The sequence below is a fragment of the Pseudoxanthomonas suwonensis genome (genome assembly GCF_000972865.1).
GTDB classification, from domain to species: Bacteria; Pseudomonadota; Gammaproteobacteria; order Xanthomonadales; family Xanthomonadaceae; genus Pseudoxanthomonas; species Pseudoxanthomonas suwonensis_B.
The window spans coordinates 768513-792797 of sequence record NZ_CP011144.1 but is presented as its reverse complement, the minus strand read 5'-3'; the positions used below and the strand labels follow the sequence as shown (position 1 = coordinate 792797).

The 24285-nt window shown below is 71.5% G+C and carries 24 protein-coding genes; 18 read left to right on the top strand and 6 right to left on the bottom strand.

The features are described from left to right. Positions 1-111: 111 nt before the first annotated feature. Complete coding sequence (gene lpxH, locus WQ53_RS03405) at positions 112-855, bottom strand: UDP-2,3-diacylglucosamine diphosphatase (protein WP_052630421.1); 744 nt, start codon at positions 853-855, stop codon at positions 112-114. Positions 856-1131: 276 nt separating this feature from the next. Here lpxH and gltX point away from each other — a divergent pair, with 276 nt between their 5' ends. Both gltX and WQ53_RS03395 read left to right on the top strand, forming a co-directional pair. Then, positions 1132-2535 (top strand): glutamate--tRNA ligase, encoded by a 1404-nt coding sequence (gene gltX, locus WQ53_RS03400; RefSeq protein ID WP_052630419.1) that lies wholly within the window; start codon positions 1132-1134, stop codon positions 2533-2535. A gap of 19 nt (positions 2536-2554) precedes the next feature. Continuing rightward, positions 2555-3040, top strand: a complete 486-nt coding sequence (locus tag WQ53_RS03395; protein ID WP_052630417.1) for a Fur family transcriptional regulator — start codon at positions 2555-2557, stop codon at positions 3038-3040. Positions 3041-3098: 58 nt separating this feature from the next. Here WQ53_RS03395 and WQ53_RS03390 read toward each other — a convergent pair whose 3' ends face one another. Further along, positions 3099-5285, bottom strand: coding sequence for a TonB-dependent receptor domain-containing protein (locus tag WQ53_RS03390; protein WP_082112825.1), 2187 nt, complete (start codon positions 5283-5285; stop codon positions 3099-3101). A 91-nt stretch (positions 5286-5376) separates the two neighbouring features. Between WQ53_RS03390 and WQ53_RS03385 the strand changes: the two genes are divergently transcribed. Together WQ53_RS03385 and WQ53_RS03380 are read left to right on the top strand one after the other, a co-directional pair. After that, positions 5377-5793, top strand: coding sequence for a MerC domain-containing protein (locus tag WQ53_RS03385; RefSeq protein WP_052630415.1), 417 nt, complete (start codon positions 5377-5379; stop codon positions 5791-5793). A gap of 76 nt (positions 5794-5869) precedes the next feature. Next, positions 5870-6049: a 30S ribosomal protein THX gene (locus WQ53_RS03380; RefSeq protein ID WP_052630413.1), complete on the top strand. Its 180-nt coding sequence runs from the start codon at positions 5870-5872 to the stop codon at positions 6047-6049. Positions 6050-6443: 394 nt separating this feature from the next. Here WQ53_RS03380 and hutI read toward each other — a convergent pair whose 3' ends face one another. Beyond that, the gene (hutI, locus tag WQ53_RS03375; RefSeq protein ID WP_052630412.1) at positions 6444-7685 is read right to left on the bottom strand and encodes an imidazolonepropionase; all 1242 of its coding nucleotides are present in this window, start codon (positions 7683-7685) and stop codon (positions 6444-6446) included. 85 nt (positions 7686-7770) lie between these two features. Here hutI and WQ53_RS03370 point away from each other — a divergent pair, with 85 nt between their 5' ends. The 5 genes from WQ53_RS03370 to WQ53_RS03350 all read left to right on the top strand — a co-directional run bounded on the left by WQ53_RS03370 (position 7771) and on the right by WQ53_RS03350 (position 13421). After that, positions 7771-9120 (top strand): formimidoylglutamate deiminase, encoded by a 1350-nt coding sequence (locus WQ53_RS03370; RefSeq protein ID WP_052630409.1) that lies wholly within the window; start codon positions 7771-7773, stop codon positions 9118-9120. Positions 9121-9473: 353 nt separating this feature from the next. Continuing rightward, entirely contained in the window at positions 9474-11120 is a 1647-nt protein-coding gene (locus tag WQ53_RS03365) for a serine hydrolase (RefSeq protein ID WP_052630407.1), read from the top strand. Positions 11121-11195: 75 nt separating this feature from the next. Then, positions 11196-11399, top strand: a complete 204-nt coding sequence (locus tag WQ53_RS03360; RefSeq protein ID WP_052630405.1) for a hypothetical protein — start codon at positions 11196-11198, stop codon at positions 11397-11399. Next, positions 11392-12642 carry a sensor histidine kinase gene (locus WQ53_RS03355; protein ID WP_052630403.1) on the top strand — a complete coding sequence of 417 codons (1251 nt, stop codon included), beginning with the start codon at positions 11392-11394 and terminating at the stop codon, positions 12640-12642. Before WQ53_RS03360 ends, WQ53_RS03355 begins: the two co-directional genes overlap by 8 nt. Continuing rightward, positions 12639-13421, top strand: a complete 783-nt coding sequence (locus WQ53_RS03350) for a LytR/AlgR family response regulator transcription factor (RefSeq protein ID WP_052630401.1) — start codon at positions 12639-12641, stop codon at positions 13419-13421. Before WQ53_RS03355 ends, WQ53_RS03350 begins: the two co-directional genes overlap by 4 nt. A gap of 248 nt (positions 13422-13669) precedes the next feature. Here the strand turns inward: WQ53_RS03350 and trxA are convergent, their stop codons facing one another. Next, a complete protein-coding gene (gene trxA / locus WQ53_RS03345) occupies positions 13670-14527 on the bottom strand; it encodes a thioredoxin (protein WP_052630399.1) in 858 nt (285 codons plus the stop codon). 135 nt (positions 14528-14662) lie between these two features. Here trxA and WQ53_RS03340 point away from each other — a divergent pair, with 135 nt between their 5' ends. Genes WQ53_RS03340 through WQ53_RS03325 form a run of 4 tightly spaced genes read left to right on the top strand, consistent with a single transcriptional unit; the run spans position 14663 to position 16552 of the window. Next, complete coding sequence (locus WQ53_RS03340) at positions 14663-15301, top strand: hypothetical protein (protein ID WP_052630396.1); 639 nt, start codon at positions 14663-14665, stop codon at positions 15299-15301. Then, a complete protein-coding gene (locus tag WQ53_RS03335) occupies positions 15298-15732 on the top strand; it encodes a hypothetical protein (protein ID WP_052630393.1) in 435 nt (144 codons plus the stop codon). Before WQ53_RS03340 ends, WQ53_RS03335 begins: the two co-directional genes overlap by 4 nt. Beyond that, a complete protein-coding gene (locus WQ53_RS03330) occupies positions 15729-15944 on the top strand; it encodes a helix-turn-helix transcriptional regulator (protein WP_052630391.1) in 216 nt (71 codons plus the stop codon). Before WQ53_RS03335 ends, WQ53_RS03330 begins: the two co-directional genes overlap by 4 nt. Beyond that, positions 15941-16552 (top strand): DUF998 domain-containing protein, encoded by a 612-nt coding sequence (locus WQ53_RS03325; protein WP_052630389.1) that lies wholly within the window; start codon positions 15941-15943, stop codon positions 16550-16552. The genes WQ53_RS03330 and WQ53_RS03325 overlap by 4 nt, the downstream gene beginning before the upstream one ends. A gap of 246 nt (positions 16553-16798) precedes the next feature. Here the strand turns inward: WQ53_RS03325 and WQ53_RS03320 are convergent, their stop codons facing one another. Next, positions 16799-17050 (bottom strand): SemiSWEET transporter, encoded by a 252-nt coding sequence (locus tag WQ53_RS03320; protein WP_052630387.1) that lies wholly within the window; start codon positions 17048-17050, stop codon positions 16799-16801. Continuing rightward, positions 17047-18372 (bottom strand): metal-dependent hydrolase family protein, encoded by a 1326-nt coding sequence (locus WQ53_RS03315; RefSeq protein WP_052630385.1) that lies wholly within the window; start codon positions 18370-18372, stop codon positions 17047-17049. Before WQ53_RS03315 ends, WQ53_RS03320 begins: the two co-directional genes overlap by 4 nt. Positions 18373-18533: 161 nt before the next feature. Here WQ53_RS03315 and leuS point away from each other — a divergent pair, with 161 nt between their 5' ends. From leuS to rsfS, 5 genes are all read left to right on the top strand, one after another. Beyond that, a complete protein-coding gene (gene leuS / locus WQ53_RS03310; protein WP_052630383.1) occupies positions 18534-21200 on the top strand; it encodes a leucine--tRNA ligase in 2667 nt (888 codons plus the stop codon). Positions 21201-21478: 278 nt separating this feature from the next. Next, a complete protein-coding gene (lptE, locus tag WQ53_RS03305) occupies positions 21479-22069 on the top strand; it encodes an LPS assembly lipoprotein LptE (protein WP_052630381.1) in 591 nt (196 codons plus the stop codon). Then, complete coding sequence (holA, locus tag WQ53_RS03300) at positions 22069-23133, top strand: DNA polymerase III subunit delta (RefSeq protein WP_052630379.1); 1065 nt, start codon at positions 22069-22071, stop codon at positions 23131-23133. The genes lptE and holA overlap by 1 nt, the downstream gene beginning before the upstream one ends. Positions 23134-23150: 17 nt before the next feature. After that, a complete protein-coding gene (nadD, locus tag WQ53_RS03295) occupies positions 23151-23795 on the top strand; it encodes a nicotinate-nucleotide adenylyltransferase (RefSeq protein WP_052630377.1) in 645 nt (214 codons plus the stop codon). Between the two features lie 69 nt (positions 23796-23864). Continuing rightward, on the top strand, positions 23865-24260 hold the full coding sequence (gene rsfS, locus WQ53_RS03290) for a ribosome silencing factor (RefSeq protein WP_052630376.1): 396 nt from the start codon (positions 23865-23867) through the stop codon (positions 24258-24260). Positions 24261-24285 lie beyond the last annotated feature (25 nt).

The following is a 24285-nucleotide window of genomic DNA, read 5'->3' as shown; positions in this document are numbered from 1 at the left end:
TCACGGGCATTCGGTCTTCTGTAGGAGCTGGCTTCAGCCGGCGACACGGGCGTCGGAACGATGAGGAAGTCGCCTGCGCTAGCGTGGCGTGTCGCCGGCTGAAGCCAGCTCCTACAACGGCAGGCCTTCGAGGCAGTACGCACCCGGTTCCACCCGCAGCACCGATCCCTGCTCGTACCAGTCGCCCAGGACGATGCGGCGGCAATCGCGCCCACCCGCCCGCAGTGCGTGCACCGCCGGCCGATGCGTATGCCCGTGGATCAGCGTGGCGACGCCGAAGCGCGCGAGGGTGGCTTCCACCGTCGCCGGCGCCACGTCGGTGATCGTCTCGAACGTGCCGCGGTCACCTTCGATCATCTCCCGCTGCCGCGCCATGCTGGCCTGGCGCGCCTGCTCGGCGAAGGCCAGGCGCGCCGCCAGCGGCTGGGCGAGGAAGCGCCGCTGCCACTCCGGATCGCGGGTCTGCGAGCGGAAGGCCTGGTAGGCGGTGTCGTCGGTGCACAGCAGGTCGCCGTGCATCAGCAGCACCGGCTCGCCGTACAGCGATGCCACCGCCGGGTCGGGCAGCAGGCGCAGGCCGGCGCGGCGGGCGTAGTCGCGCCCGACCAGGAAGTCGCGGTTGCCGTGCATGAAATGCACCGGCACGCCGCTCTCCGCCACCGCCCGCAGCCCGGCGGACACTTCGGCGCCGGCCGCGGACGGGTCGTCGTCGCCGACCCAGGCCTCGAACAGGTCGCCGAGGATGTACAGCGCATCGGCGTGCGCGGCCTGCTCGCGCAGGAAGCGCAGGAACAGGGCGGTGACCTCCGGGCGGGCCGGGTCCAGGTGCAGGTCGGAGACGAACAGCGTGGTCATGGCGGGATTGTAGGCCCGGGCGCCGCAATGCGGCCGCCGGGGCCGCGTAGCGGCGCGCCTCCAGGCCGGTGATCCCGCCCTCGTGCCCGTACACACCCGTCGTCCCGGCGCACGCCGGGATCCAGCGCCTTGGGCTTCTCGCATCGGTTCTTGCCGCAAAGTGGCGGCCGAACATCGCTGGGTCCCGGCGTGCGCCGGGACGACGGGAAGGGGCGTCCTGGGGTGCAACCCCGCACGAGGTAAAATCCCCCGATTCCTTATCCGACCCCGCCTTCCATGACCTGCCGCACCCGCTTCGCCCCCAGTCCCACCGGTTACCTCCACATCGGCGGCGCCCGCACCGCGCTGTACTGCTGGCTGGAGGCGCGCCACCGCGGCGGCGAGTTCATCCTGCGCATCGAGGACACCGACCGCGAGCGCAGCACCCAGGCGGCGATCGACGCGATCCTGGAGGCGATGGACTGGCTGGGCCTGGACTACGACGAAGGCCCGGTCTACCAGACCCAGCGCATCGACCGCTACCGTGAAGTGGCCGAGCAACTGGTCACGCAGGGCAAGGCCTACTACGCCTACGAGACCCGGGAAGAACTCGATGCGATGCGCGAGGCGGCGATGGCGAAGCAGGAGAAGCCGCGCTACAACGGCGCCGCGCGAGAGCTGGGCCTGCCGTACCGCGACGACCCCAACCGGGTGATCCGCTTCAAGAACCCGCTCGACGGCGTGGTCGCGTTCGACGACCTGATCAAGGGCCGCATCGAGATCGCCAATGGCGAGCTCGACGACATGGTGATCTTCCGCCCCGACGGCTACCCGACCTACAACTTCGCCGTGGTCGTGGACGACTGGGACATGGGCATCACCGAGGTCATCCGCGGCGACGACCACATCAACAACACCCCGCGCCAGATCAACATCTACCAGGCGCTGGGCGCGCCGGTGCCGAAGTTCGCGCACATGCCGATGATCCTGGACGAGCAGGGCGCCAAGCTGTCCAAGCGCACCGGCGCGGCGGACGTGATGCAGTACAAGGACGCCGGCTACCTGCCGCACGCGCTGGTCAACTACCTGGCGCGGCTGGGCTGGTCGCACGGCGACCAGGAGATCTTCGGCCGCCAGGAGCTGGTCGACCTGTTCGACGTCAGGAACGTCAATTCCAAGGCCGCGCGCCTGGACATGGCCAAGCTCGGCTGGGTCAACCAGCACTATCTCAAGACCGACGATCCGGCCACGATCGCGCCGCAGCTGGCGTACCAGCTGGAGAAGCTGGGCCTCGATGCATCCATGGGCCCGGCGCCGGTCGACGTGGTGGTCGCCCTGCGCGAGCGCGTGCAGACGCTGAAGGAGATGGCCGAGAAGGCGGTGGTCTGGTACCTGCCGCTGGAGAACTACGACGAGGCCGCGGTGGCCAAGCACCTGAAGGCCGGCGCCGACGCGCCGCTGGCCAGGGCGCGCGAACTGCTCGCCGCGCTGCCGGCGTGGACGGTGGAGGCGGTCGCGCAGGCGCTGCACGACACCGCCGCGGCGCTGGAACTGGGCATGGGCAAGGTCGCCCAGCCGCTGCGCGTGGCGATCACCGGCACCCAGGTCAGCCCGGACATCTCCTGGACGGTCTACCTGGCCGGCCGCGACGAGGCCTTGAAACGGATCGACGCGGCGCTTATGAAGGTTCCGACGGCCTGATCCCGCGACGGGAGCCCCGATGTCCGCCAAGCACGCCTGCACCGATCCGCACCACCACGTCGACGGCGCCGATGCGTTCGTCCACGCGGTGGAGCATGCGTGCAACGAGCGCGGCCTGCGCCTGACCCCGATCCGCGCCAACGTGCTGCGCCTGATCGCCGATGCCGGCAAGCCGGTCAAGGCCTACGAACTGCTGGAGAAGGTGCGCGAAGGCAAGGGTGCCGGCGCCGACGCCCCGCCCACCGTCTACCGCGCGCTCGATTTCCTGATGGCCAACGGCTTCGTGCACAAGCTCGAGTCGGTCAACGCCTTCGTCGCCTGCCACCATCCCAACAGCGCCCAGCACTCGGTGCCGTTCCTGATCTGCGACCGCTGCCACAGCGCGGTGGAACTGGAGGACAGCGAAGTCGTCGCCCAGCTCGACGCCCGCGCCAAGGCGCTGGGCTTCCAGCCGCAGGCGCAGACCCTGGAAGTGCACGGGCTCTGCGCGCGCTGCGCGGGCTGAAAGCGGCGACGGGCAGGCACGCGGGCGCGGCATCCGCCGCGCCCGGCGCCGTTCCGTTTCAGAACCAGGCGCGGATGCCGAACGCCACCGCCCGGCCCGGCAACGGCGCGTAGTCGCGCAGCAGCGAGGTGTGCGGGCGGACTTCCTCGTTGCCGAGGTTGCTGCCGTCGAGGAACACTTCCCAGGCGTTTCCACTGCTGCGCTCCCAGCGGTAGGCCAGGTGCGCGTCGACCAGGGTATAGGCCGGGCTCGGCTCCTCGTTCTGCGCCACTCGGTCCTGCTCGAGGTAGCGCACCGCGCCGAGCGAGGCGCGCCAGCCGCCCAGCGACCACGACAGGTCGGCGCCGAAGCGCCCCGGCGCGATCCGCGGCAGGTAGCCGCCGTTGGCCAGCTCGACGCTGTAGTCGTGGCTGTGGTCGCCGTGCGGCACCTCGAAGTCGACGCTGCGGCTGCCGCTGCCGTCCAGTTCGCCGCGCACCAGGTCGCCGAACAGGCGCAGGTCCCAGCCACCGCGCTCGTTGTCGGCCAGGTGCAGCACCGCTTCGGCCTCGGCGCCGGTGAACACCGCGTCGGCCTGGGTCCACAGCCGCACCGGCGTGCCGTGTTCCTCGATGCCGGTGTCGGCCAGGTAGATGAAGTCGCTGAAGCCGCTGCGGTAGACCGCGAGCTTGAAGTCGATGCGCTCGTTGTGCGCATGCAGGCCGATCTCGCCGCGCAGCGCGCGCTCGGTGTCCAGACCGTTGTCGCCGATCTCGATCGAGCCGGTGGCCACGTGCAGGCCGCCGGCGTACAGCTCTTCCTGGGTCGGCGCGCGTTCGGAGCCGTCGATGCCGAAGCGCAGGTCGAAGGCGTCGCTCAGGCGCCAGATCGCGGCGGCCGACAGGTTGGTCGCATCGAAACTGCGCCGTGGCTGGCCGTCGGCCGGATCGAGCTCGACCCGGTCGTAGCGCGCGCCCAGTTCGAGCTTGATCGGGTCGAAGTTCCTTTCCTGGACTACGAACAGGCCCCAGCTGTCGGTCACCGTCGCGGGCACGAAGGCTTCCTCGCCTTCGGCGGCGAAATCGACCCGGCCCAGCTGCAGGCCGAAGGCGCCGCGCCAGCCGCCGGTCTCCTTCTGCACCGCCTGCAGCCGCGCGTCGTAGCCCTCGCTGGTGAAGCGGGTGCCGACTTCGCGGCCTTCCAGCTCGACGTGTTCGTAGTCGTTGTAGGCGCCGTGCAGTTCCAGGCTCTCCAGGAACGACAGCGGCTCGTAGACGCCGGCCTTCAGCTCCAGCCGGTTCTGCACCAGGTCGATGCGGACGGCGCCGTGCTCCCCGGCGTGTCCGTCGTCGTCGTGGTCATGGTCGTCATCGTCATGATCATGGTCGTCTCCGTGCACGTGCGCACCCACGGGAATGCCGTAGTTGCTGCGGTAGGTGCTGGCGGACAGGCCGAAGTAGCCGCTTTCGCCCAGCCAGGTCGCACCGAGGGCGCCGGCGCGCGTGCGGATCGCGCTGTTCTCCAGCCGCCCCCGGACTTGGTCGTCGTCGTCGTGGTCGTCGTCATGGTCGTGATCGTGATCGTCATGCCCGATCGCGGCCAGCCCCGGGATGTCGTAGTCGCCGGTGTTGCGGACCAGGCCGTCGACATGGATCACCCAGTTCCCGTTGACGCCGTCCAGGCGGAACATGCCCACGCGCTCGTCGTTGACCGTGTTGCCGCGGACCTCGGCGCGGCCGCTGAGCGGCTCGTCGGGCAGTTCGCGGGCGATGCGGCCGTCGGCCACGTTGACTGCGCCGCCGATCGCGCCGCTGCCGAACAGCAGGGTGGCCGGGCCCTTGAGCACTTCGATCTGGTCGGCGAGGAACGGCTCGACGCTGGTGGCGTGGTCGGCGCTGACGGTCGAGGCGTCCATGGTGCCCAGGCCGCTCGCCAGCACCTGCACGCGCGGGCCATCCAGGCCGCGCAGGATCGGCCGGCCGACACCGGGACCGAAGTAGGTGGTCTGCACGCCGGGCAGCTTGGCCACGGTTTCGCCCAGGGTCGCGGCCTTGGCCCGGTCCAGGGCCGCGCCCTGCAGCACTTCGACCGGGCGGGCCAGCGATTCGGCGTCGCCGGCCAGCGGCGAGGCGGTGACCTCGACCGAGGGCAGATCGGTCGGATCGTGCGCGGCGGCGGCCAGCGGCAGGGTGGCGCAGGCCAGGGCAAGCGCGGCGGCCAGGGGACGGCGGACGGGGGCGTGGGATGGGGTGCGCATGTCGGGCATCGGGTCCAGTAGGGTGACGGTGACAATCCGGTCGGAATGTTATAATGTATCCAAACCGGACGACACCCCTCCCAAACGTCATGCCTGCCCGATGAACCGGCACCGCCATCGCCCGCACTCCCTGTTCGACCGCTTCGGCGCGACCGGCTCGCTGCTGTGCGCGCTGCACTGCGCGCTGACGCCGCTGCTGCTGGCGGCGCTGCCGTCGCTGGGCCTGTCGCTGTGGTTCGACGGCAGCCTGGAAGCGGCGCTGGTGACGTTCGTGACCCTGCTGGGCCTGTTCAGCCTGGGCTGGAGCTACCGCCGGCACCGCGCGCTGCGCGCCCTCGGCCTGCTCGTCCCCGGCCTGCTCGCGCTGTGGGCAGGCCTGCTCTACACGCCCCTGCACGAATCGGTGGTGCCGCATGCGGTGGTGATGACCTTCGGCGGCACCCTGGTGGGGCTGGCGCACGTGGTCAACCTGCGGCTCAACCACGGCCACGTCCACGATGCCAGCTGCGCCCACTGAACCTGCGTGCTAGGCTTGCCGGCCAGTCGTCGCGCGCAGCGCGCGAGCTATTTCATGCAGATCAAGGAGTTGAAAGATGGGCAAGGGTGACCGCAAGACCGCCAAGGGCAAGCGCTACAACGCCAGCTACGGCAATGCGCGCCGCCACGTCGCGACCCGTGCGGCCGTGGGTGCCGCCGCGCCGGTGGCGAAGAAGACCGTCGCCAAGCCGGCGGTGAAGAAGGCGGTGGCCAAGAAGACCGTCACCAAGGCCTGACCGGCCTTCCCGGTCCGAGGGAAAACGCGGCGCCTGGCGCCGCGTTTTTCGTTTGGGGGCAGGGAGCCTGCCGGAGCGGCATGGCGGGTTGCGCTGGGCGGCCGTCGAGGGAATTGCCCATGCCGGAGACCGTCGCCACGCGACACCGGCGGTTCTCGGGGGAAACTGGCTCCCCTCTCCGTTGCGCACGGCGCCCTAGTGCCCAAAATGGGGTCAGGTTCATTTTTCTCAGGAAATTGAACCTGACCCCGTTGGGGCTTGTTAGGACTGACCCCGTCAGGGCTGGGAAATTGAACCTGACCCCATTAAGGCGGCGGCCGGGCTTGCCCGCGACACGACGCCGTTGGTACAGGCGTCGTAGTTCCGACGCCCGTGTCGCCAGCAAGCTGGGCTCCTACAGGGGGTGGCTGATCCGGTGGCCGCCGATCCAGACGGATACGGCCGGGTTGCCGCCCAGCCAGTACGCCAGTTCGGCCGGCTGGCCGATGTCCCACAGCACGAAGTCCGCACGCAGGCCGGGCTGCAGGCGGCCGCGGTCGGCCAGGCCCAGCGCGAGCGCACCGTTCACCGTTGCCCCGCGCAGCGCCTCCTCCGGGGTCAGACGGAAGTGGGTGCAGGCCAGCGACATCGCCAGGCGCAGCGACTGCAGCGGCGAGGTGCCGGGATTGCAGTCGGTCGCCACCGCCATCGGCACGCCCTGGGTGCGGAACTCGTCCAGCGGTGGCAGCTTGGTTTCGCGCAGGACGTGGAACGCGCCCGGCAGCAGCACCGCGACCGTGCCGGCGCGCGCCATCGCCTGCACGCCGGCGGCGGAGGTGTGCTCGACGTGGTCGGCCGACAGGCCGCCGAATTCGGCGACCAGCGCCGCGCCGTCGCCGTCGCTGAGCTGGTCGGCGTGCAGCTTCACCGGCAGGCCCAGCGCGCGCGCGGCCTCGAACACCCGCCGCGTCTGTGCGCCATCGAAGCCGATGCGCTCGCAGAAGGCGTCGACCGCGTCGACCAGGCCCTCGCCGTGCAGCTGCGGCAGCCAGGCGCAGACCGCGTCGATGTAGGCGTCGGCGCGGCCGGCGTACTCGGGCGGCAGCGCGTGTGCGCCGAGGAAGGTGGTGCGCACCTGCAACCCGGTTTCGTCGCCGATGCGGCGCGCGACCTTCAGCATGCGCCGCTCGCCGTCCAGCTCCAGGCCGTAGCCGGACTTGATCTCGACCGTGGTCGCGCCTTCGGCCAGCAGCGCGCGCGCGCGCGGCAGCGACTGCGCCAGCAGCCCGTCCTCGCCGGCGGCGCGGGTGGCGTGCACGGTGGAAACGATGCCGCCGCCGGCGCGGGCGATCTCCTCGTAGCTGACGCCCTGCAGGCGCTGCTCGAACTCGCCGGCGCGGTCGCCGCCGAAGACCAGGTGGGTGTGGCAGTCGACCAGGCCGGGCGTGATCCAGCGGCCGCGCGCATCCACGACCTCGACGGCCAGCGTTTCGCCCGCGCCGGGCAGTTCGGCGCGCGGCCCGGCGAACACGATCCGCCCGTCCTGCCAGCCCAGCGCGCCGTCCTCGACGGTGCCGTAGCCGGAATCGCCGGCCAGGGTGGCTAGGTGCGCGTTGACGATCAGGCCGTCCCAGGGACGTGCGGTGGCGGTGTCCATGGCGCGATTGTAAGCGGCGCCATCGACGGCACGCCCTGGGCCGCACGGCGATCGCCAGCCGCGGCGGTTCGGGCGAGAATGCGGCATGGACGAACTGCGCGACGCCTCGCTGCTGTGGACCCCGGCCGGCTGGCGGGGCGATGCCGGACTGGAAGCTGAAGGCGGCCGCATCGCGCGGGTGCTGGACGCCGAGCCGAGCTGGGACGGCGGCTGGGTGCTGCCGGGCATTCCCAACCTGCATTCGCATGCGTTCCAGCGCGCGATGGCGGGCTTGGCCGAACGCCAGACCCACGCCCAGGATTCGTTCTGGACCTGGCGCGAGACCATGTACCGCATCGCCGCGCGCTTCGACCCGGACAGCCTGCAGGCGGTGGCCGCGCAGCTGTACGCGGAGATGCTCGAGGCGGGCTACACCACGGTCTGCGAGTTCCACTACCTGCACCACGCGCCCGACGGCCGGCCGTATGCCGACCCGGCGGCGATGTCCAAGGCGCTGATCGCCGCCGCGCGCGACACCGGCATCCGCCTGACCCTGCTGCCGGTGCTGTACATGGCCGGCGGCTTCGACCGGCGGCCGCTGTCCGAGCGCCAGCGCCGCTTCGGCCACGACCTCGACGGCTTCCTGCGCCTGTTCGAGTCGCTGCGTGCGCTGGAGGACGCGACGCTGCGCGTGGGCGTGGCTTTCCACAGCCTGCGCGCGGTGCCATCGGAGGCGATGGACATGGCGCTGGCGGCGCTGCCGGCCGGGACCCCGCTGCACATCCACATCGCCGAGCAGGTCGGCGAAGTGCAGGACTGCCTGGCGGTGCGCGACGCGCGGCCGGTGGAGTGGCTGCTCGAGCATGCCCCGGTCGACGCGCACTGGACCCTGGTCCACGCCACCCACCTGACCGCGGAGGAGATCGCCGGCATCGCCCGCAGCGGCGCGACGGTGGCGATCTGCCCGACCACCGAGGCCAACCTGGGCGATGGCCTGTTCCCGCTGCGCGACTACCTCGGCGCCGGCGGCGCCTGGGGCATCGGCTCGGATTCGCACGTGTCGGTGTCGCCGGTGGAGGAACTGCGCTGGCTCGAATACGGCCAGCGCCTGCACACCCGCCACCGCAACATCGCCGTGCGCCCGGACAACGGCAGCGTGGGCGAGACCCTGCTGCACGGCACCCTGGCCAGCGGCGCCCACGCCACCGGCCAGCCGGTCGGCGCGCTGGCGCCGGGGAAGGCGGCCGACTGGATCGTGCTGGACAAGAAGGCGCCGGCCTTTGCCGGGGCACGGCCGCAGGACGTGGTCGACCGCTGGCTGTTCGCAGGCAACCGCAACCTGGTGCGCGAGGTGCGGGTGGCCGGCGATGCGGTGGTCGCCGACGGCTGCCACCGCGACCGCGAGGCGATCGCGGCGCGCTATCGGCAGGCGGTGGCGCGGTTGCTGGAGGATTGAGCAGCAGTCGTAGGCGGTTGCGCGGGTTCGGACGCCTGCCCGCCTTCCTGCCGGCTCAGCAAAGAGGCTGCCGTCGTCTCCGCGCAGGCGGGGACCCAGTGGCTTTGAGCCAGCCCAAGCCGCTTTTCCGAAGAGCGCAAGTCGCTGGGTCCCCGCCTGCGCGGGGACGACGGGACTGGGAATGCGCAGTGCTATGGCTGTGGAGCCGCTTGGGCCGGGCATGCACCGGGGACGCCTCGGCTTTCCATCGGGGCCGGGGCCGGGTTCGTCGCCGATCGCGGGGTGTCCGTCGCAAGACCGCACGGCGCACGCCGGGGCATGCAGCATGGCCCCATCCCGACAGGAGGTGCCGCATGAACAACCGTCCCGCCGCGCTCGCCGCCGCCCTGGCCGCCGCGATCGCCGTACCCGGCCTTGCCCACGCCATGACCGACGCCGCGCTGGCCGACGTCGTCCGCCAGCGCCTGCAGGGCGACCGCACCGGCGCGTGCATGGCCGTGGCGGTGGTCGAGCAGGACCGCGTCGCCCGCACCTTCCAGTGCGCCGACGATGCCGATGCCAAGCGCATCGGCGCGGACTCCGCGTTCGAGATCGGCTCGGTCAGCAAGACCATGACCGCCGCGCTGCTGGCGCGGCTGATCGAACAGGGCCAAGGCTCGCTCGACGACACCCTGGCCTCGTGGCTGCCGGCCGGCACCCAGGTCCCCGACTGGCAGGGCCAGCCGATCCTGCTGCGGCACGTGGTCAACCACACCTCCGGCCTGCCGGCGCTGCCCTCGCGGCTGGGCGCCACCAGCATGGACGACCCGTACGCCAACCTCGACGAGGCCGCGCTGCTGGCCTCGCTCGGCGACGCCAGGCTGGCCGCCGCGCCGGGTACGGAGTTCGTGTACTCCAACTTCGCCTCGATGCTGCTTTCCTATGCCGTCGCGCGCCGTGCCGGCACCGATTTCGAGAGCCTGGCCCGGCGCGAGCTGTTCGCGCCGCTGGGCATGGCGCACGCCTACGTCAACGATCCACCGGCCGATGTGCGCGTAGCCGTCGGCCACACCCCGAACGCGCGGCCCGCCTCGCCCTGGCATTTCGCCACCAACCTGGCCGGCACCGGCGGGGTGCGCGCCACGCTCGACGACATGGTCCGCTACATGCAGGGTGGACTCGGGCGGATCGATGCGCCGATCCGCACCGCGCTGGAGGCGACCCATGCCCCAGTGTCGGAACAGCCGCCGATGGGCATGAACTGGAAGCGGGTACCGGTCAAGGACCGCACCGTGCTGATGCACGAGGGCGGCACCGGCGGCTTCTCCGCGTTCGCCTCGCTCGATCCGCAGCGGCAGCGCGGCGTGGTGGTGCTGTCGGATACCGCCTGGCATTCGATCGGCAGCCTGGGCAGCCTCGGCCTGCACCTGGTCGACGCCTCGTTCCCGCTGGGCAAGCCGCGCCGGGAGATTGCCGCCGATCCGGCGCTGCTGGAGGCGCTGGCCGGCGAGTACAAGCTGCAGGGCGCGATGAAGATGACCCTGCGCGCGCGCGACGGCCGCCTGTACGTCCAGGCTGACGGCCAGGACGAGTTCGCGATGGGCCATGACGATGCCGGCGACTTCTTCCCGCGGGAGGTTGATGCATTGCTGAGCCCGCAGCGCCGGGCCGACGGCAGCTACGACTTCACCTGGACGCAGATGGGTGGGGTGATCCCGGCGGTCCGCATCGACCGCACGGCGGCCGCGGCGCCGGCGCTGTCGCCCGCCGACCTGGCGGCCTACGCCGGCGACTATCCCTTGATGCCGTCGTTCTCGCTGAACGTGCGCGAGCAGAACGGCGTGCTGCATGCGCAGGCGACCGGGCAGGGCGCGTTCCCGCTGGAAGCGAACGCGGCCGACACCTTCGAGGCGCCGGCCTACGGCATCGAGATCCGTTTCCTGCGCGACGCCGGCGGCCAGGTGGAGTCGCTGGAGTTGCACCAGGCCGGCCAGGTGCTGCGCGGCAAGCGCCGGCATTGACCGCGGCGGCAGGCACCGGAGAATCGGGCCTGCCGGCCTACCCGTCCCATCGCATCCCCGCAAGGAGCTCGAACCATGCACAGGCTTTCCGCCCTCTATCGCCTCCCGGTCGCGCTGCGGTTGCTTGCCGCGGTGGCGGCGGCAGCGACGTTCCTGCTGTTGCCCGCGCTGCTGCAGGCCGGTCCGTGGCCGCTGGCGCTGCCGGTGGCCGCCGCCGGTGCTTTCGCCGCGTCGCTCGCCGTGTTCGGACGCAGTCCGCGGACGGGAACAGATGCCTGAGCCGGCGCGCCGCGCGCCACGCGCGCCCGACTACCCGCTGCGGCAGGTGCTGCCGGCCGAGGTGCTGGTCGGCGACAACGCGGTATGGGGCCGCTACCGCCGCTACCCGGTGTTCAGCCTGCGCTGGCTGGCCGGGCGCAGCCTGCTGTTCTGCAGCGTGATCGCCGTGGTGGCGGCCTTCATCGGCGCCGCCACCGGACTGGCCACGCAGGAGGCCGGCGTGGCGCTGAAGGTCGCGTTGACCCAGTTCACCGCCTTCAGCCTCATGGCCACCCTGGGCCCGGCACTGGCCACGGCCGTGCGCCACCTGCGCTGGCCCGGGCCGCGCGAGCGCAAGGCCATCGTCCTGGCGGTGCTGGTCGGGATGCTGCTGAGCTTCTTCATCGACCGCGTGGCCTCGGCCTACGTGCAGTCGCTCATTGCGCCGGGCATGCTGGCGATGGGCGTCCAGCCGCAGCCGCCGGCAGCCGGGCCGTTGCTGAAGGCGCTCCTGCTGGCGATCAATGTCGCCACGCTGGTGGTGATCTATGGACTGTTCGGCGGCGGCCTGGCGCTGCGCGCCTACTTCAGCGAGCGCCGCCGCTGGGACGAGCACCGACATGCGCGCAAGCTGGACGAGATGGCCGGCCGCGTGCGCGAAACCGACCTGCGCCTGGGCGTGCTGCAGGCGCAGGTGGAGCCGCACTTCCTGTTCAACACGCTGGCCTCGGTGCGGGCGCTGGTGCGCCAGGATCCGGCCCAGGCCGAGGCCACACTCGACGCGCTGGTGGCGTTCCTGCGTGCGACCATCCCCAAGCTGCGCGACGACCGCGGCCTGCATTCGACCCTGGGCCAGCAGCTGGACATCTGCGCCAGCTACCTTGCGCTGATGCAGGTGCGCATGGGCGGCCGGCTGTCGTACACGGTGCGGGCGGACGAGGGCTTGCGCGCGCTGCCGTTCCCGCCGTCGCTGCTGATCACGCTGGTCGAGAACGCGATCAAGCACGGCATCGAACCGCGGCCCGGTCCCGGGCGGATCGAAGTGTCGGCCGTGCGCGAGGGCGGGCGCCTGCGCATCCGCGTGGCCGACGATGGCGCGGGCCTGCAACCCGGGGTCGGCGGCGGCATGGGCCTGGCCAACGTGCGCGAACAGCTGGCGCAGCGCTTCGGCGCGCAGGCCGGCCTGCAGCTGCGGCCGGGCGGGGAGCGCGGCGTGGTCGCCGAAATCGAGGTGCCGTGCGCGGCGACGGAGAACGACGCATGAGCGCCGTTCCTGCCGTCACCGCACTGATCGCCGAGGACGAGGCGCCGCAGCGGCGCGCGCTGCACGAGCAGTTGCAACAGGCCTGGCCGGAACTGGACATCGTCGCGGTCTGCGAGGACGGCGTGTCGGCGCTGGAGGCGGTCGAAGCGCAGCGGCCGGCGGTCGCCTTCCTGGACATCCGCATGCCGGGCGTGAGCGGATTGGACGTGGCGCGCGCGGTGGTGGAACGGGGCGGGCTGGTGGTGTTCACCACCGCCTACGACGACTACGCGGTGCGCGCCTTCGAGGCCGGCGCGGCCGACTACCTGCTCAAGCCGGTGCAGCCGGCGCGACTGGAGCAGGCGGTGGCGCGCGTGCGTGGACGCCTGGACGAACGCCGGGCCCGGACCGGCGGGCCGGACCTGCGCGCGCTGATCGACGACCTGGAATCGCGGCTGCGTCCGCAGGGCGAGCGGCTGATCCGCTGGATCACCGCCAGCGCCGGCGACAGCGTGCGCATGATCGGCATCGGCGAGGTGCTGTTCTTCCAGGCGCAGGAGAAGTACGTGCGGGTGGTGACGGCCGACGGAGAAGGCGTGATCCGCACCCCGCTCAAGGAGCTGCTGGCCGGGCTGGATCCGGACGAGTTCTGGCAGGTGCACCGCGGCACGGTGGTGCGGGTGCAGGCGATCGACCGGGTGTCGAAGAACGAGCTGGGCCGGCACAGCCTGAGCCTGAAGGGCCATGCGGAGCGGCTGCCGGTCAGTGGCGCGTTCCTGCACCGGTTCCGCGGGATGTAGCGTGTGGCGGCACGCGATGTGCAAGCGCACGGACAATGCCGGTTGTCACGGGGTGGCGGGTATCCCTCGCTCCGTCGTCCCGGCGAAAGCCGGGACCCAGCGACTTGGCCGTTTGATTCGGTAACCGGGGCGCACGGAAGTCACTGGGTCCCGGCTTTCGCCGGGACGACGGCAAGAACAGAAGCCAGCGGCGTGCCCGCCGGGTACGCGGAAGCGTGCCGCAGCGTTGGCCACGCACCGCCCGAGACTCAGAACAGCAGCGACGCCATCTTCCGCCGGTACTGCCCGACCAGGTCCTCGTCCTCGACGATGCGGAAGGCGTCGATCAGCGCCTTCTTCGGCAGGCCGTCTTCGTAGCCGCGGTCGCGGCGCAGCATCTCGATCAGCTGCTCCAGCCCGCTCGCCGCGTCGCCGCCGACCAGGTGGTGCACGGCCAGCAGGTGGCGGGCCTTGAGGTCGTCGGCGTTGGCGGCGATGGCCTGTTCCAGCACCGCCGCCGGCGGGGCGTCCTTGAGCAGCGCGGCGAAGCCCAGCCGCGCGCGGGCGCGCACGCTGCGGTCGTCGGTGGCCAGGTTGGCCGGCAGCGCGTCGAGCAGCTGCTCGGCTTCGCCGGCGGCGCCGGTCTTCAGCAGCGCCAACGCCAGGTCCAGCTTCAGTTCGTCCTTGTCCGGTTCGGCCTCCGCGGCCTTGCGCAGGCGCACCACCTCGGCGTGCGGGTCGAGCGGGGCCAGTTCCTCCGGTTCGGCGATCGTGTCCGCCAGCGGTTCGATCCCGTGCTGCTGCAGGAACTGGCGCAGCTGGCCCTCAGGCAGTGCGCCCTGGAAGGCGTCCACTGGCTGCCCGCCGACCAGCAGGAACACGGTCGGCACCGAGCGGATCTGGAACGCGGCGGCGATCTGCTGCTCCTGGTCGACGTCGACCTTGGCCAGGACGAAGGCGCCGCCGTATTCGCCGGCCAGCTTCTCCAGGATCGGGGTCAGCGACTTGCACGGCCCGCACCAGGTCGCCCAGAAATCGACCAGCACCGGTGTCTGCAGCGACTGCTGCAGCACTTCGGTTTCGAAGGTGTCGGTGGTGACGTCGATGACGTGGGGCAGGTCGGCCATGGGGGTGTCCGGAGGTGGGGATGGCGCCGAGATGGTGCCGGGCCGGGGAGCTTACAAGCGGATGTAATGTGTACTTGACATCGGCTCGTGACGATGTAATGTGAATATTACATTGTGTCCGGTGGAGATTACCCGATGAACATGGTGGTGAAGAAGCTCTGGATCCTGCTGCTGCCGCTGGTGGCCTTCGGCCTGTGGGCGATGCTCGCCGGGCCGCGGACCCTGCTCGGCATCGATCCCGGTCCACTGGGCATGGCGGTGCTGGTGGCCGGCACGGTCGCCGCGCTGCTGCTGCTGTCGCGGGTCCCGCGCGAGCGCCTGGAGGGCGCGTCGCCGGCCGAATGGAGGGCCTGGATCGGCACCGGCTTCATGCTGCTGGGCGTGGTCTATTTCCTGTCCCGCATCCACGTGTTCTCCGGCACCGACTGGGGCGATCCAGCCGCCGGCGCGGTGGTGCGCAGCCTGGTGTTGCTATTGGTGGTGTGGACGGTGCTGACCTGGGTTCTGTCCGCGCGCTGGAAAGGCCGGGTCGAGGAGGACGAGCGCGACCGCGAGATCGAAGCCAGGGCCGCCGCCTGGGGCCGCGGTGCGCTGGTGTCCTGCGTGATCGGCATCGCGGTGATGCTGGGCTTCTCGCCCTGGGAACGGCTGCAATGGGCCACGCATTTCATGATCGCCAACCTGCTGGTGTTCGCGCTGATGTGGCACTGGCTGGTGGAATACGCGGCCACGGCGTGGATGTACCTGGCCGACCGGCGGGGAGCGCGGGCATGAGCGCCCGCGAACCTGCCTTCGGCGAGCGCTTCGCGCGCAACTGGGCCGCCGGCATGGCCGGGCTGGGCCTGTTCACCGCCATCGCCGTGGTGGTCGGACCGGGGCGCCTGTTCCCGTTCGCGGCGGTGGTACCGGTCCTGGCCTTGTCCTGGGGTTTCCGCCGCCGGGCCCTCTACGACGAGGCGCGGCCGAGGCGGATACTGGAGGACGAACGCGACCACGCGTTCCTGGCCCGCGGCGACCGCGGCTTCCGCCTGGCCGCCAGCGCCTGGATGGTGGGCGTGGCGGTCGCGCTGGCGATCGCGCCGCTGCGCGAGCTGCTGCTGGCGCAGCCGCTGCGGCTGTCCGGCGTGCTGGTTCTGGGCGTGATCGCGGCCAATGTAGTGGCGCACCTGGTGGTGGCGGTCTCGTACCGGCGCGACCACCCATGAGCGCGACGCCGGTCGGCAACGACATCCGCCGCTGGCGCTTCGAGCGCGGCGAGATGACCCAGCAGGCACTGGCCGACGCGTGCGGCGTCACCCGGCAGACCATCATCGCGCTGGAGGCGGGGCGCTATGCTCCGTCGCTGGAACTGGCCTTCCGCATCGCCCGCGCGTTCGGCGTCGGGGTGGAGGAGGTCTTCCACTGGAGGCACGCATGAACCTGGCCGCACGATTCCTCACCCCCGCCGCGCTGGCCGCCGTCGCCAGCTTCGTGCTCGCCGCCGTGCTGGCGGGGCTGGCCACCGACGGCTATTCGCACCTGCGTCATCCGCTGGCGCTGCTCGGCGCACGGCAGCTGGAAACGGCCGGGACGCTGTTCGGGCTGTTCGCGTTCGTGCTGCCGGGACTGGCCGGCGCCTGGATCGCGCTGGCACTGCGCCAGCGGCTGCCGGCGGACAGCGGCTGGCTGCTGCGGGTCGGAGCGCAGCTGGCGCTGCTGGGGGCGCTGGCGTTCGCCGCCCAGGGCCTGTTGCCGCTGGACATGGAGGCCCTCGACGCCGGCGCCAGCCGCTGGCACGCCACCGCCTGGCTGGTGTGGGCGCTGGCGTTCCCGCTGGGGGCGCTGCTGTTGGCCGCCGGCCTGTGGCGCGCAGCCGGCTGGCGCCGCTTCGCCGTGCTCACTGCGTTGGCCGGCGCGCTGGTGGTGGCCGGCGGCTTCCTCGGTGCCGACTGGGTCGGCGCGGCGCTGGCGCAGCGCATCGCGTTCGCGGCCTGGTTGGGTTGGGGTGTGCTGGCAGCTGCGGCGCCGCTTCGCCGTGATGTGTAGGAGCTGGCTTCAGTGGGCGACACGGCGCTATTGGCCCAGGCGACGGCTTCGTGGTCCCGATACCCGTGTCACCGGCTGAAGTCAGTTCCTACAGGAGGGCGCGCCGCGGCTGTTGTAGGAGCCGGGTTCAGCCGGCGACACGGCGCCGTCGGTACAGGCGACGCCGTCGTATTCCCGACGCCCGTGTCGCCCACTGAAGTGGGCTCCTACAAGAAGCGCGTTCTGCAGGGGTAAGCCATGGCGGATTCAGCCGTGGCGCAGCTTGAGCCCCAGGATCAACGCAGCCAGCACCAGCGTCACCACGTTCGACAGGATCATCGGCCAGGAACCGAGGTAGATGCCGTAGGCCAGCCAGAAGCACAGGCCGAGGGTGAACACCACGTACATGCCCAGCGAGATCGCCTTGGTGTCGCGCGTGCGCAGGGTCTTGACCGCCTGCGGCACGAAGGCCCCGGTGGTGAGCATCGCGGCCACGTAGCCGATCCATTCGCCGCTCATGGCGAGCCCGCCGCATCGGCGTCGCCGGCCCGCGGCGCCTTGTAGACCACGCCGTCCTTCATCACGAAGGCCACGTCCATGACCACGCCGATGTCGGCCAGTGGGTCGCCGGGCACGGCGACGATGTCGGCGCGCTTGCCGGCCTCGATCACGCCCTGGTCGTCCACGCCCAGCACCTCGGCGGCGCGGATCGTGGCGCTCTGCAGCGCGGCGGCGGCGGGCATGCCGGCCTCGACCATGTAGACGAACTCGCGCGCGTTGTCGCCATGCGGACCCACGCCCATGTCGGTGCCGAAGCCGATCTTCACCCCGGCCTTGTACGCGCGGGCGAAGGTGTCCTGGATCTGGGCGCCGATCCGCGCCGCCTTCGGCCGCACCACCTCGGGGAAGTAGCCGTCGATCCTGGCCTTGTCGGCGACGAAGCGGCCGGCGTAGATGGTCGGCACGTACCAGGTGCCGTGCTGCTTCATCAGGCGCATGACTTCGTCGGTCATCTGGGTGCCATGCTCGATGCTGGTCACCCCGGCCATGACCGCGCGCTTCATGCCCTCGGTGCCGTGCGCGTGCGCGGCCACGCGGTAGCCGTAGTCGCGGGCGGTGTCGACCACCGCCTTGACCTCGTCGACGGTGAACTGCGGCGCGTCGCCGGAACGGGCGTAGCTGAGCACGCCGCCGGTGGCGGTGATCTTGATCACGTCGCTGCCGTCCTTGTAGCGCTGGCGCACCGCCTGGCGGGCGTCGTCGACGGAATTGACCACGCCCTCGGTCGGGCCCGGTGCGCCGGCCAGTTCCGAGAGCATGTGGTTCCAGCCGTTGGTCGGGTCGGCGTGGCCGCCGGTGGTGGCGATCGACTTGCCGGCGGCGAAGATCCGCGGGCCCTTGACCAGGCCCTGGGCGATCGCGTCGCGCAGGTGCGGGGCCACCTCGCCACCGAGGTCGCGCACGCTGGTGAAGCCGGCCAGCAGGGTCTTCTCGGCGTAGCCGACGCTGCGGAAGGCGAAGTCCACCGGGTCCAGGCGGAAGCCTTCCGAATAGCTCTGCGGGCTGGACTGGCTGCCCATGTGCACGTGCAGGTCGGTCCAGCCGGGCAGGCAGGTGTGGCCGCGCAGGTCCAGTGCGGTGCCGGCCGGGATGGCCGGGATGCCGGCGCTCACGCCCTGGATCCGGCCGTCGCGCACCTGCACCGTATGCGGCCCCAGCAGCCGGCCGCTGCGGGCGTCGAACAGCTTGCCGCAGTGCAGCTCGCGGGCGGCGTCGACGGCCGGTGCGGCGACGGCGACGGACGGGAAGAGCAGGGCCAGCGACAGCAGGGTGGCGCGCATGGAGTGGTCCGGGGCGGAAGGACGGAGGCGCCGATGTTAGCGGCAGTGAAGGCGGGCGCGTGCACGCGCGGATGGGCGCCGGCGGCACCGGCGGCTCAAGTGGAGCGGGATGCTGCACTGCGGTACCCTTGGCGACTTTGCCGCAGCCGCCGCGACCCGCAATGTCCGCCGTCCCCGAAAACGCCTCCGCCTACGATCCCCGTTCGGTCGAATCCGCCGCACAGCAGTTCTGGGACGCCACCCGCGCCTTCGAGGTCGACGAGGCCTCCGACAAGCCCAAGTACTACTGCCTGTCGATGCTGCCGTACCCGTCCGGCGCGCTGCACATGGGCCACGTGCGCAACTACACCATCGGCGACGTGATCAGCCGCTACAAGCGCATGACCGGCCACAACGTGCTGCAGCCGATGGGCTGGGACGCATTCGGCCTGCCGGCGGAGAACGCGGCGATCAAGAACCGGACCGCGCCGGCCAAGTGGACCTACGCCAACATCGCGCACATGCGCGGACAGCTCAAGTCGCTGGGCTACGCCATCGACTGGTCGCGCGAGTTCGCCACCTGCTCGCCGGACTACTACGTGCACGAGCAGCGCATGTTCACCCGGCTGATGCGCAAGGGCCTGGCCTACCGCAAGAACTCGGTGGTGAACTGGGACCCGGTCGACCAGACCGTGCTGGCCAACGAGCAGGTGATCGACGGCCGCGGCTGGCGCTCGGGCGCGCTGGTGGAGAAGCGCGAGATCCCGCAGTGGTTCCTGCGCATCACCGACTATGCCCAGGAGCTGCTGGACGGCCTGGACGGCCTGCCGGGCTGGCCGGAATCGGTCAAGACCATGCAGCGCAACTGGATCGGCCGCTCCGAGGGCCTGGAGATCCGCTTCGACGTGGTCGACGCGGCCGGCAGCGCGCTGGAGCCGCTGACGGTGTTCACCACCCGCCCGGACACGCTGATGGGCGTGACTTTCGTCTCCATCGCCAGCGAGCATCCGCTGGCGCAGAAGGTGGCGGCGTCGAACCCGGCGCTGGCCGCGTTCCTGGAAGAGCTCAAGCACGGCGGCGTGTCCGAGGCCGAGCTGGAGACCCAGGAGAAGCGCGGCATGGACACCGGCCTGAGGGCGGTGCATCCGGTCACCGGCGAGCAGGTGCCGGTGTGGGTGGCCAACTTCGTGCTGATGGGCTACGGCACCGGCGCGGTGATGGCCGTGCCCGGGCACGACCAGCGCGACTTCGAGTTCGCCAACAAGTACGCGCTGCCGGTCGTGCAGGTGATCGCGCTGAAGCAGCCGCGCAACGAGGACGAGAAGGCCTGGGACACGACGACCTGGCGCGACTGGTACGCCGACAAGACCCGCGCCGACCTGGAGCTGGTCAACTCCGGCGAGTTCGACGGGCTGGACTACTGGGGCGCGTTCGAGGCCCTGGCCGAGCGCTTCGAGCGCCAGGGTCGCGGCCAGCGCCGGGTCAACTACCGCTTGCGCGACTGGGGCGTGAGCCGCCAGCGCTACTGGGGCTGCCCGATCCCGGTGATCTACTGCGAGCGCTGCGGCGCGGTTCCGGTGCCGGAGGACCAGCTGCCGGTGGTGCTGCCGGAGGACGTGGAGTTCAGCGGCACGGGCTCGCCGATCAAGACCGACCCGGAATGGCGCAAGACCGCCTGCCCGGACTGCGGCGGCGCGGCCGAGCGCGAGACCGACACCTTCGACACCTTCATGGAGTCGAGCTGGTACTACGCGCGCTATACGTCCCCGAAAGCCAGGGACATGGTCGACAAGCGTGGCAACTACTGGCTGCCGGTGGACCAGTACATCGGTGGCATCGAGCACGCGATCCTGCACCTGATGTACTTCCGCTTCTACCACAAGCTGCTGCGCGACGCGCGGCTGGTGGACAGCGACGAGCCGGCCACCAACCTGCTGACCCAGGGCATGGTCATCGCCGAGACCTTCTACCGCGGCAACCCCGACGGCTCGAAGGACTGGATCAACCCGGCCGACGTGGACGTGCGGCGCGACGACAAGGGGCGGGTGGTCGGCGCGATCCTGCGCAGCGACGGCCGGCCGGTGGAGATCGGCCCGGTCGAGAAGATGTCCAAGTCCAAGAACAACGGCGTGGACCCGCAGTCGATGGTCGACAAGTACGGCGCCGACACCGTGCGCCTGTTCTCGATGTTCGCCGCCCCGCCCGAGCAGTCGCTGGAGTGGAACGAGGCCGGCGTGGACGGCATGGCCCGCTTCCTGCGCCGGCTGTGGACCCAGGTGCAGAGGCACGCCGATGAAAGCCACGCCGCCGAAGCCGCGGCCCCGGCGCTGGACGCCGCCGCGCTGGATGCCGGGCAGAAGGCGCTGCGCCGCAAGACCCACGAGACCATCGACAAGGTCGGCAACGACTACGGCCGCCGGCACAGCTTCAACACCGCCATCGCCGCGGTGATGGAACTGATGAACGCGGTAGCGAAGTTCGACGGCGCCAGCGCCCAGGGCCGCGCCGTGCGCCAGGAGGCGCTGGAGGCGGCGGTGCTGCTGCTCAACCCGATCACCCCGCACTCCAGCCACGCGCTGTGGCAGTTGCTGGGCCACGCCGAGACGCTGCTGGAGGACGTGCCGTTCCCGCAGGCCGACCCGGCCGCACTGGTGCGCGACGCGGTGACCCTGGCGGTGCAGGTCAACGGCAAGCTGCGCGGCACGATCGAAGTGGCCGCCGACGCGCCGCGCGAGCAGGTCGAGGCCCTGGCCAGGGTCGAACCGAACACGGCCAAATACCTGGAAGGCCTCACCGTGCGCAAAGTGATCGTGGTGCCAGGGAAAATCGTGAACATCGTGGCGGGTTGAACCGTCGAAGGCGGTTCAACCCCAAGGCTCCGCCGCACGGAATCTTGGCTTGCACCTCCATCCTGCATCGCCAAAATGGGGTCAGGTTCATTTTCCCCGAGAAGAAAATGAACCTGACCCCATTTTAGCGGCCCTGCCTTCGCAGAGCCGGGGGCGATCCGCGCATGGCGCGGATGGGGATGCAAGGATGTGGCCGATCGCGCGCACCCTGTTCACGCGGGGTCGGGCAGGCTTGCCGCCTGTTGCCGCTCCCGGTCGGCTCGTCCAGACTTGCGCCCATGATTCGAAACGCATTGTCCGTCCTGCTCGTCCTGGCCCTGGCCGGTTGCGGGTTCCACCTGCGCGACAAGCTGGCGCTGCCGGCGGACACGCCACCGGTGCAGGTGATCTCGACCACGCCGTTCAGCGAGCTGGTGACGATCCTGGAGCGCAACCTGCGCAACGCAGGCGCCACCGTCGCCCCGCGCAGGCAGGACATGACCGTCGACGCGGAGGCGAAGATGGCGCGGCTGGAGGTCCTGTCCGAGCGCTGGGGCGACCTGCCGATCGCGATCGACGAACAGGGCCGCGCGCAGGAGTTCAGCCTGCGCTACGCCACCGTCTTCACCTTCCGCCTGGCCGACGGCCGCGAACTGGTGCCGCAGCAGGTGGTGGAGTTGTCGCGCGACTACGTCTCGCCGCCTGAGGACGCCACCGGCACCAGCACCGAGCGCGAGATCCTGGCCGACGAACTGCGCCGGGAGATGGCCGCCTCGATCCTGCGCCGGATCGACAGCGTGGTCCGCGCCGACCTGGCCCGTGCGGCCGCCGCGCCCGAGACCCCGCCGCCGGCCGCGTCGCCGGACGCCACCCCGCCGCCGTCGCCCTGATGGAACTGCGGCCCGACCAGCTGGCCGCGCAGGCTGCCAGCCAGCCGTTGCAGCCGGTGTACCTGGTCGCCGGCCCGGAGACCCTGCACGTGCTCGAGGCCGCCGACGCGGTCCGCGCGCGCGCGCGCGCCGAGGGCGCCGAGCGTGAGGTGTTCGACGGCGACGGCCGCGACCCGGACTGGGACGCGCTGTCGGCCAGCTTCAACGCGCCCAGCCTGTTCAGCAGCCGCCGCCTGATCGAACTGCGCCTGCCCGGCGGCAAGCCGGGCAAGGCCGGCGCGGAAGTGATCAACGAGTTCTGCGACAACCCGCCCGGCGACGTCACCCTGATGATCGTGGCCGGCGACTGGAGCAAGGCCCACCACGGCAAGTGGGTCGATGCGGTCTCGCGCCGCGGGGTGGTGTCCATCGCCTGGGCGGTCAAGCCGCACGAGCTGCCCGGCTGGATCGACCGTCGCCTGCGCGAGCGCGGCCTGCGCGCCGCGCCCGATGCGGTGCAGGGCCTGGCCGAGCGGGTGGAGGGCAACCTGCTGGCGGCCGCGCAGGAGATCGACAAGCTTGCGCTGCTGGCGCCGGAAGGCACGCTGGACCTGGAGACGATGCAGTCGCTGGTCGCCGATGCGGCGCGCTACGACGTGTTCCGCCTGATCGAGTCGACCTTGTCCGGCCAGCCGGCGCAAGTGCGGCGCATGCTCGCCGGCCTGCGCGCCGAGGGCGAGCAGGTCGCCGGGCTGATGCCGATGGTGATCCGCGAGTTGCTGCGCGCCGCTGCGCTGGCGCGCGCGCAGGCGCGCGGCGCCAACCCCGGATCGAGTCCGGGGCAGGCCCTGGCAGCGGAAATGAAGGCGCAGGGCCTGTGGGAAGCGCGGCAGGCGCCGTTCAAGCGCGCGCTGCAGCGCCACGCCGCGCCGCTGCGCTGGAACCGCTTCGCCGCCTACGCCTCGCGCATCGACCGCGCGGCCAAGGGCCGCGGCCCGGGCGACCCCTGGCAGCTGCTGGAGCGGTTGCTGCTGGCGATCGCCGAAACCCCGGCCACGCGCCTGCTCGCCGGCGCCGGTCGCTGACCCGGCGGCGATCCGGCGTGCTCACGATCTGGTACGGCGGCACCTTCGATCCGGTCCACCACGGCCACCTGGCCATCGCCCGGGCCGCGGCCGAGGCGTTCGCGGTGCCGGTGACCCTGGCGCCGGCGGCCGATCCGCCGCACCGCGACGCGCCCGGCGCCGATGCGCAACAGCGCGCGCACATGCTCGACCTGGCCGTGGCCGGCGATCCGCGGCTGCGCGTGGACCGACGCGAACTGCGGCGCGCCGGCCCGTCCTGGACGGTCGACACGCTGCACGAACTGCGCGCCGAACTGGGCGAGGCGGCGCCGCTGGCGCTGCTGGTGGGCGCCGACAGCTTCCGTTCGCTGCCGACCTGGAAGCACTGGCGCCGGCTGCCGCAGCTGGCCCACTTCATCGTCGCCGCCCGCGACGGCAGCGGCGACCTGGCGGACCTGCCGCCGGAACTGGCCGCCGAGGCCGGCGGGCGCTGGACACCGGATCCGGCGGACCTGGCCGCCGCGCCGGCCGGCCGCTTCCATGCCCTGCGCCAGCCGCTGCGCGGCGAGTCGGCCACCACGGTGCGCCGGGCCATCGCCGCTGGCGATCCGGACTGGCGCAGCCAGGTGCCGCCGGCAGTGGCCGACTGGATCGACGCCCGTCGCCTGTACCGTCCAACGTGAACGCGGGCCGGGCCGCCGCGCCGGTATAATCGCCCCCGTGTTCCGCCCGGTCGACTTCCAGAGCCCTCCTTGAGCAGCCAAGCCCACGTCATCAAGACCCGTCTTCCCGAACCGCCGCCGCCCGTGGAGATCCTGCTGGCGTCCGTCCGCGCGGCGGTGGAGGAGATCAAGGCCAAGGATGTCGTCGAGATCGACGTGCGCGGCAAGACCAGCGTCACCGACCACATGGTCATCGTCTCCGGCACTTCGACCCGCCACGTGAAGTCGATCGCCGACGAGGTGGTCAAGTTCGCCAAGAAGCTCGGCGCGATGCCGCTGGGCGTGGAAGGCGAGCGCGAGGCCGAATGGGTGCTGGTCGACCTGGGCGACGTGATCGTCCACGTGATGCTGCCTCGGGTGCGCGAGTTCTACGCGCTGGAGCGGCTGTGGACCGTCGGCGATCAGCCAGGCGACGCCGAAGCCTGATCCACGCGCCGTGGGTTGCGGCGAC

What these genes read in the sequence shown, in the direction of transcription:
- WQ53_RS03355 (WP_052630403.1), top strand. Translation starts at nt 11,392, where the DNA reads ATGCCTGAGCCGGCGCGCCGCGCGCCACGCGCGCCCGACTACCCGCTG.
- WQ53_RS03320 (WP_052630387.1), bottom strand. Translation starts at nt 17,050, where the DNA reads ATGAGCGGCGAATGGATCGGCTACGTGGCCGCGATGCTCACCACCGGG.
- WQ53_RS03325 (WP_052630389.1), top strand. Translation starts at nt 15,941, where the DNA reads ATGAACCTGGCCGCACGATTCCTCACCCCCGCCGCGCTGGCCGCCGTC.
- WQ53_RS03370 (WP_052630409.1), top strand. Translation starts at nt 7,771, where the DNA reads ATGGACGAACTGCGCGACGCCTCGCTGCTGTGGACCCCGGCCGGCTGG.
- holA (WP_052630379.1), top strand. Translation starts at nt 22,069, where the DNA reads ATGGAACTGCGGCCCGACCAGCTGGCCGCGCAGGCTGCCAGCCAGCCG.
- leuS (WP_052630383.1), top strand. Translation starts at nt 18,534, where the DNA reads ATGTCCGCCGTCCCCGAAAACGCCTCCGCCTACGATCCCCGTTCGGTC.
- WQ53_RS03350 (WP_052630401.1), top strand. Translation starts at nt 12,639, where the DNA reads ATGAGCGCCGTTCCTGCCGTCACCGCACTGATCGCCGAGGACGAGGCG.
- WQ53_RS03390 (WP_082112825.1), bottom strand. Translation starts at nt 5,285, where the DNA reads ATGCCCGACATGCGCACCCCATCCCACGCCCCCGTCCGCCGTCCCCTG.
- WQ53_RS03335 (WP_052630393.1), top strand. Translation starts at nt 15,298, where the DNA reads ATGAGCGCCCGCGAACCTGCCTTCGGCGAGCGCTTCGCGCGCAACTGG.
- WQ53_RS03330 (WP_052630391.1), top strand. Translation starts at nt 15,729, where the DNA reads ATGAGCGCGACGCCGGTCGGCAACGACATCCGCCGCTGGCGCTTCGAG.
- WQ53_RS03340 (WP_052630396.1), top strand. Translation starts at nt 14,663, where the DNA reads ATGAACATGGTGGTGAAGAAGCTCTGGATCCTGCTGCTGCCGCTGGTG.
- WQ53_RS03365 (WP_052630407.1), top strand. Translation starts at nt 9,474, where the DNA reads ATGAACAACCGTCCCGCCGCGCTCGCCGCCGCCCTGGCCGCCGCGATC.
- gltX (WP_052630419.1), top strand. Translation starts at nt 1,132, where the DNA reads ATGACCTGCCGCACCCGCTTCGCCCCCAGTCCCACCGGTTACCTCCAC.
- hutI (WP_052630412.1), bottom strand. Translation starts at nt 7,685, where the DNA reads ATGGACACCGCCACCGCACGTCCCTGGGACGGCCTGATCGTCAACGCG.
- lptE (WP_052630381.1), top strand. Translation starts at nt 21,479, where the DNA reads ATGATTCGAAACGCATTGTCCGTCCTGCTCGTCCTGGCCCTGGCCGGT.
- WQ53_RS03380 (WP_052630413.1), top strand. Translation starts at nt 5,870, where the DNA reads ATGGGCAAGGGTGACCGCAAGACCGCCAAGGGCAAGCGCTACAACGCC.
- WQ53_RS03395 (WP_052630417.1), top strand. Translation starts at nt 2,555, where the DNA reads ATGTCCGCCAAGCACGCCTGCACCGATCCGCACCACCACGTCGACGGC.
- WQ53_RS03315 (WP_052630385.1), bottom strand. Translation starts at nt 18,372, where the DNA reads ATGCGCGCCACCCTGCTGTCGCTGGCCCTGCTCTTCCCGTCCGTCGCC.
- trxA (WP_052630399.1), bottom strand. Translation starts at nt 14,527, where the DNA reads ATGGCCGACCTGCCCCACGTCATCGACGTCACCACCGACACCTTCGAA.
- lpxH (WP_052630421.1), bottom strand. Translation starts at nt 855, where the DNA reads ATGACCACGCTGTTCGTCTCCGACCTGCACCTGGACCCGGCCCGCCCG.
- WQ53_RS03385 (WP_052630415.1), top strand. Translation starts at nt 5,377, where the DNA reads ATGAACCGGCACCGCCATCGCCCGCACTCCCTGTTCGACCGCTTCGGC.
- WQ53_RS03360 (WP_052630405.1), top strand. Translation starts at nt 11,196, where the DNA reads ATGCACAGGCTTTCCGCCCTCTATCGCCTCCCGGTCGCGCTGCGGTTG.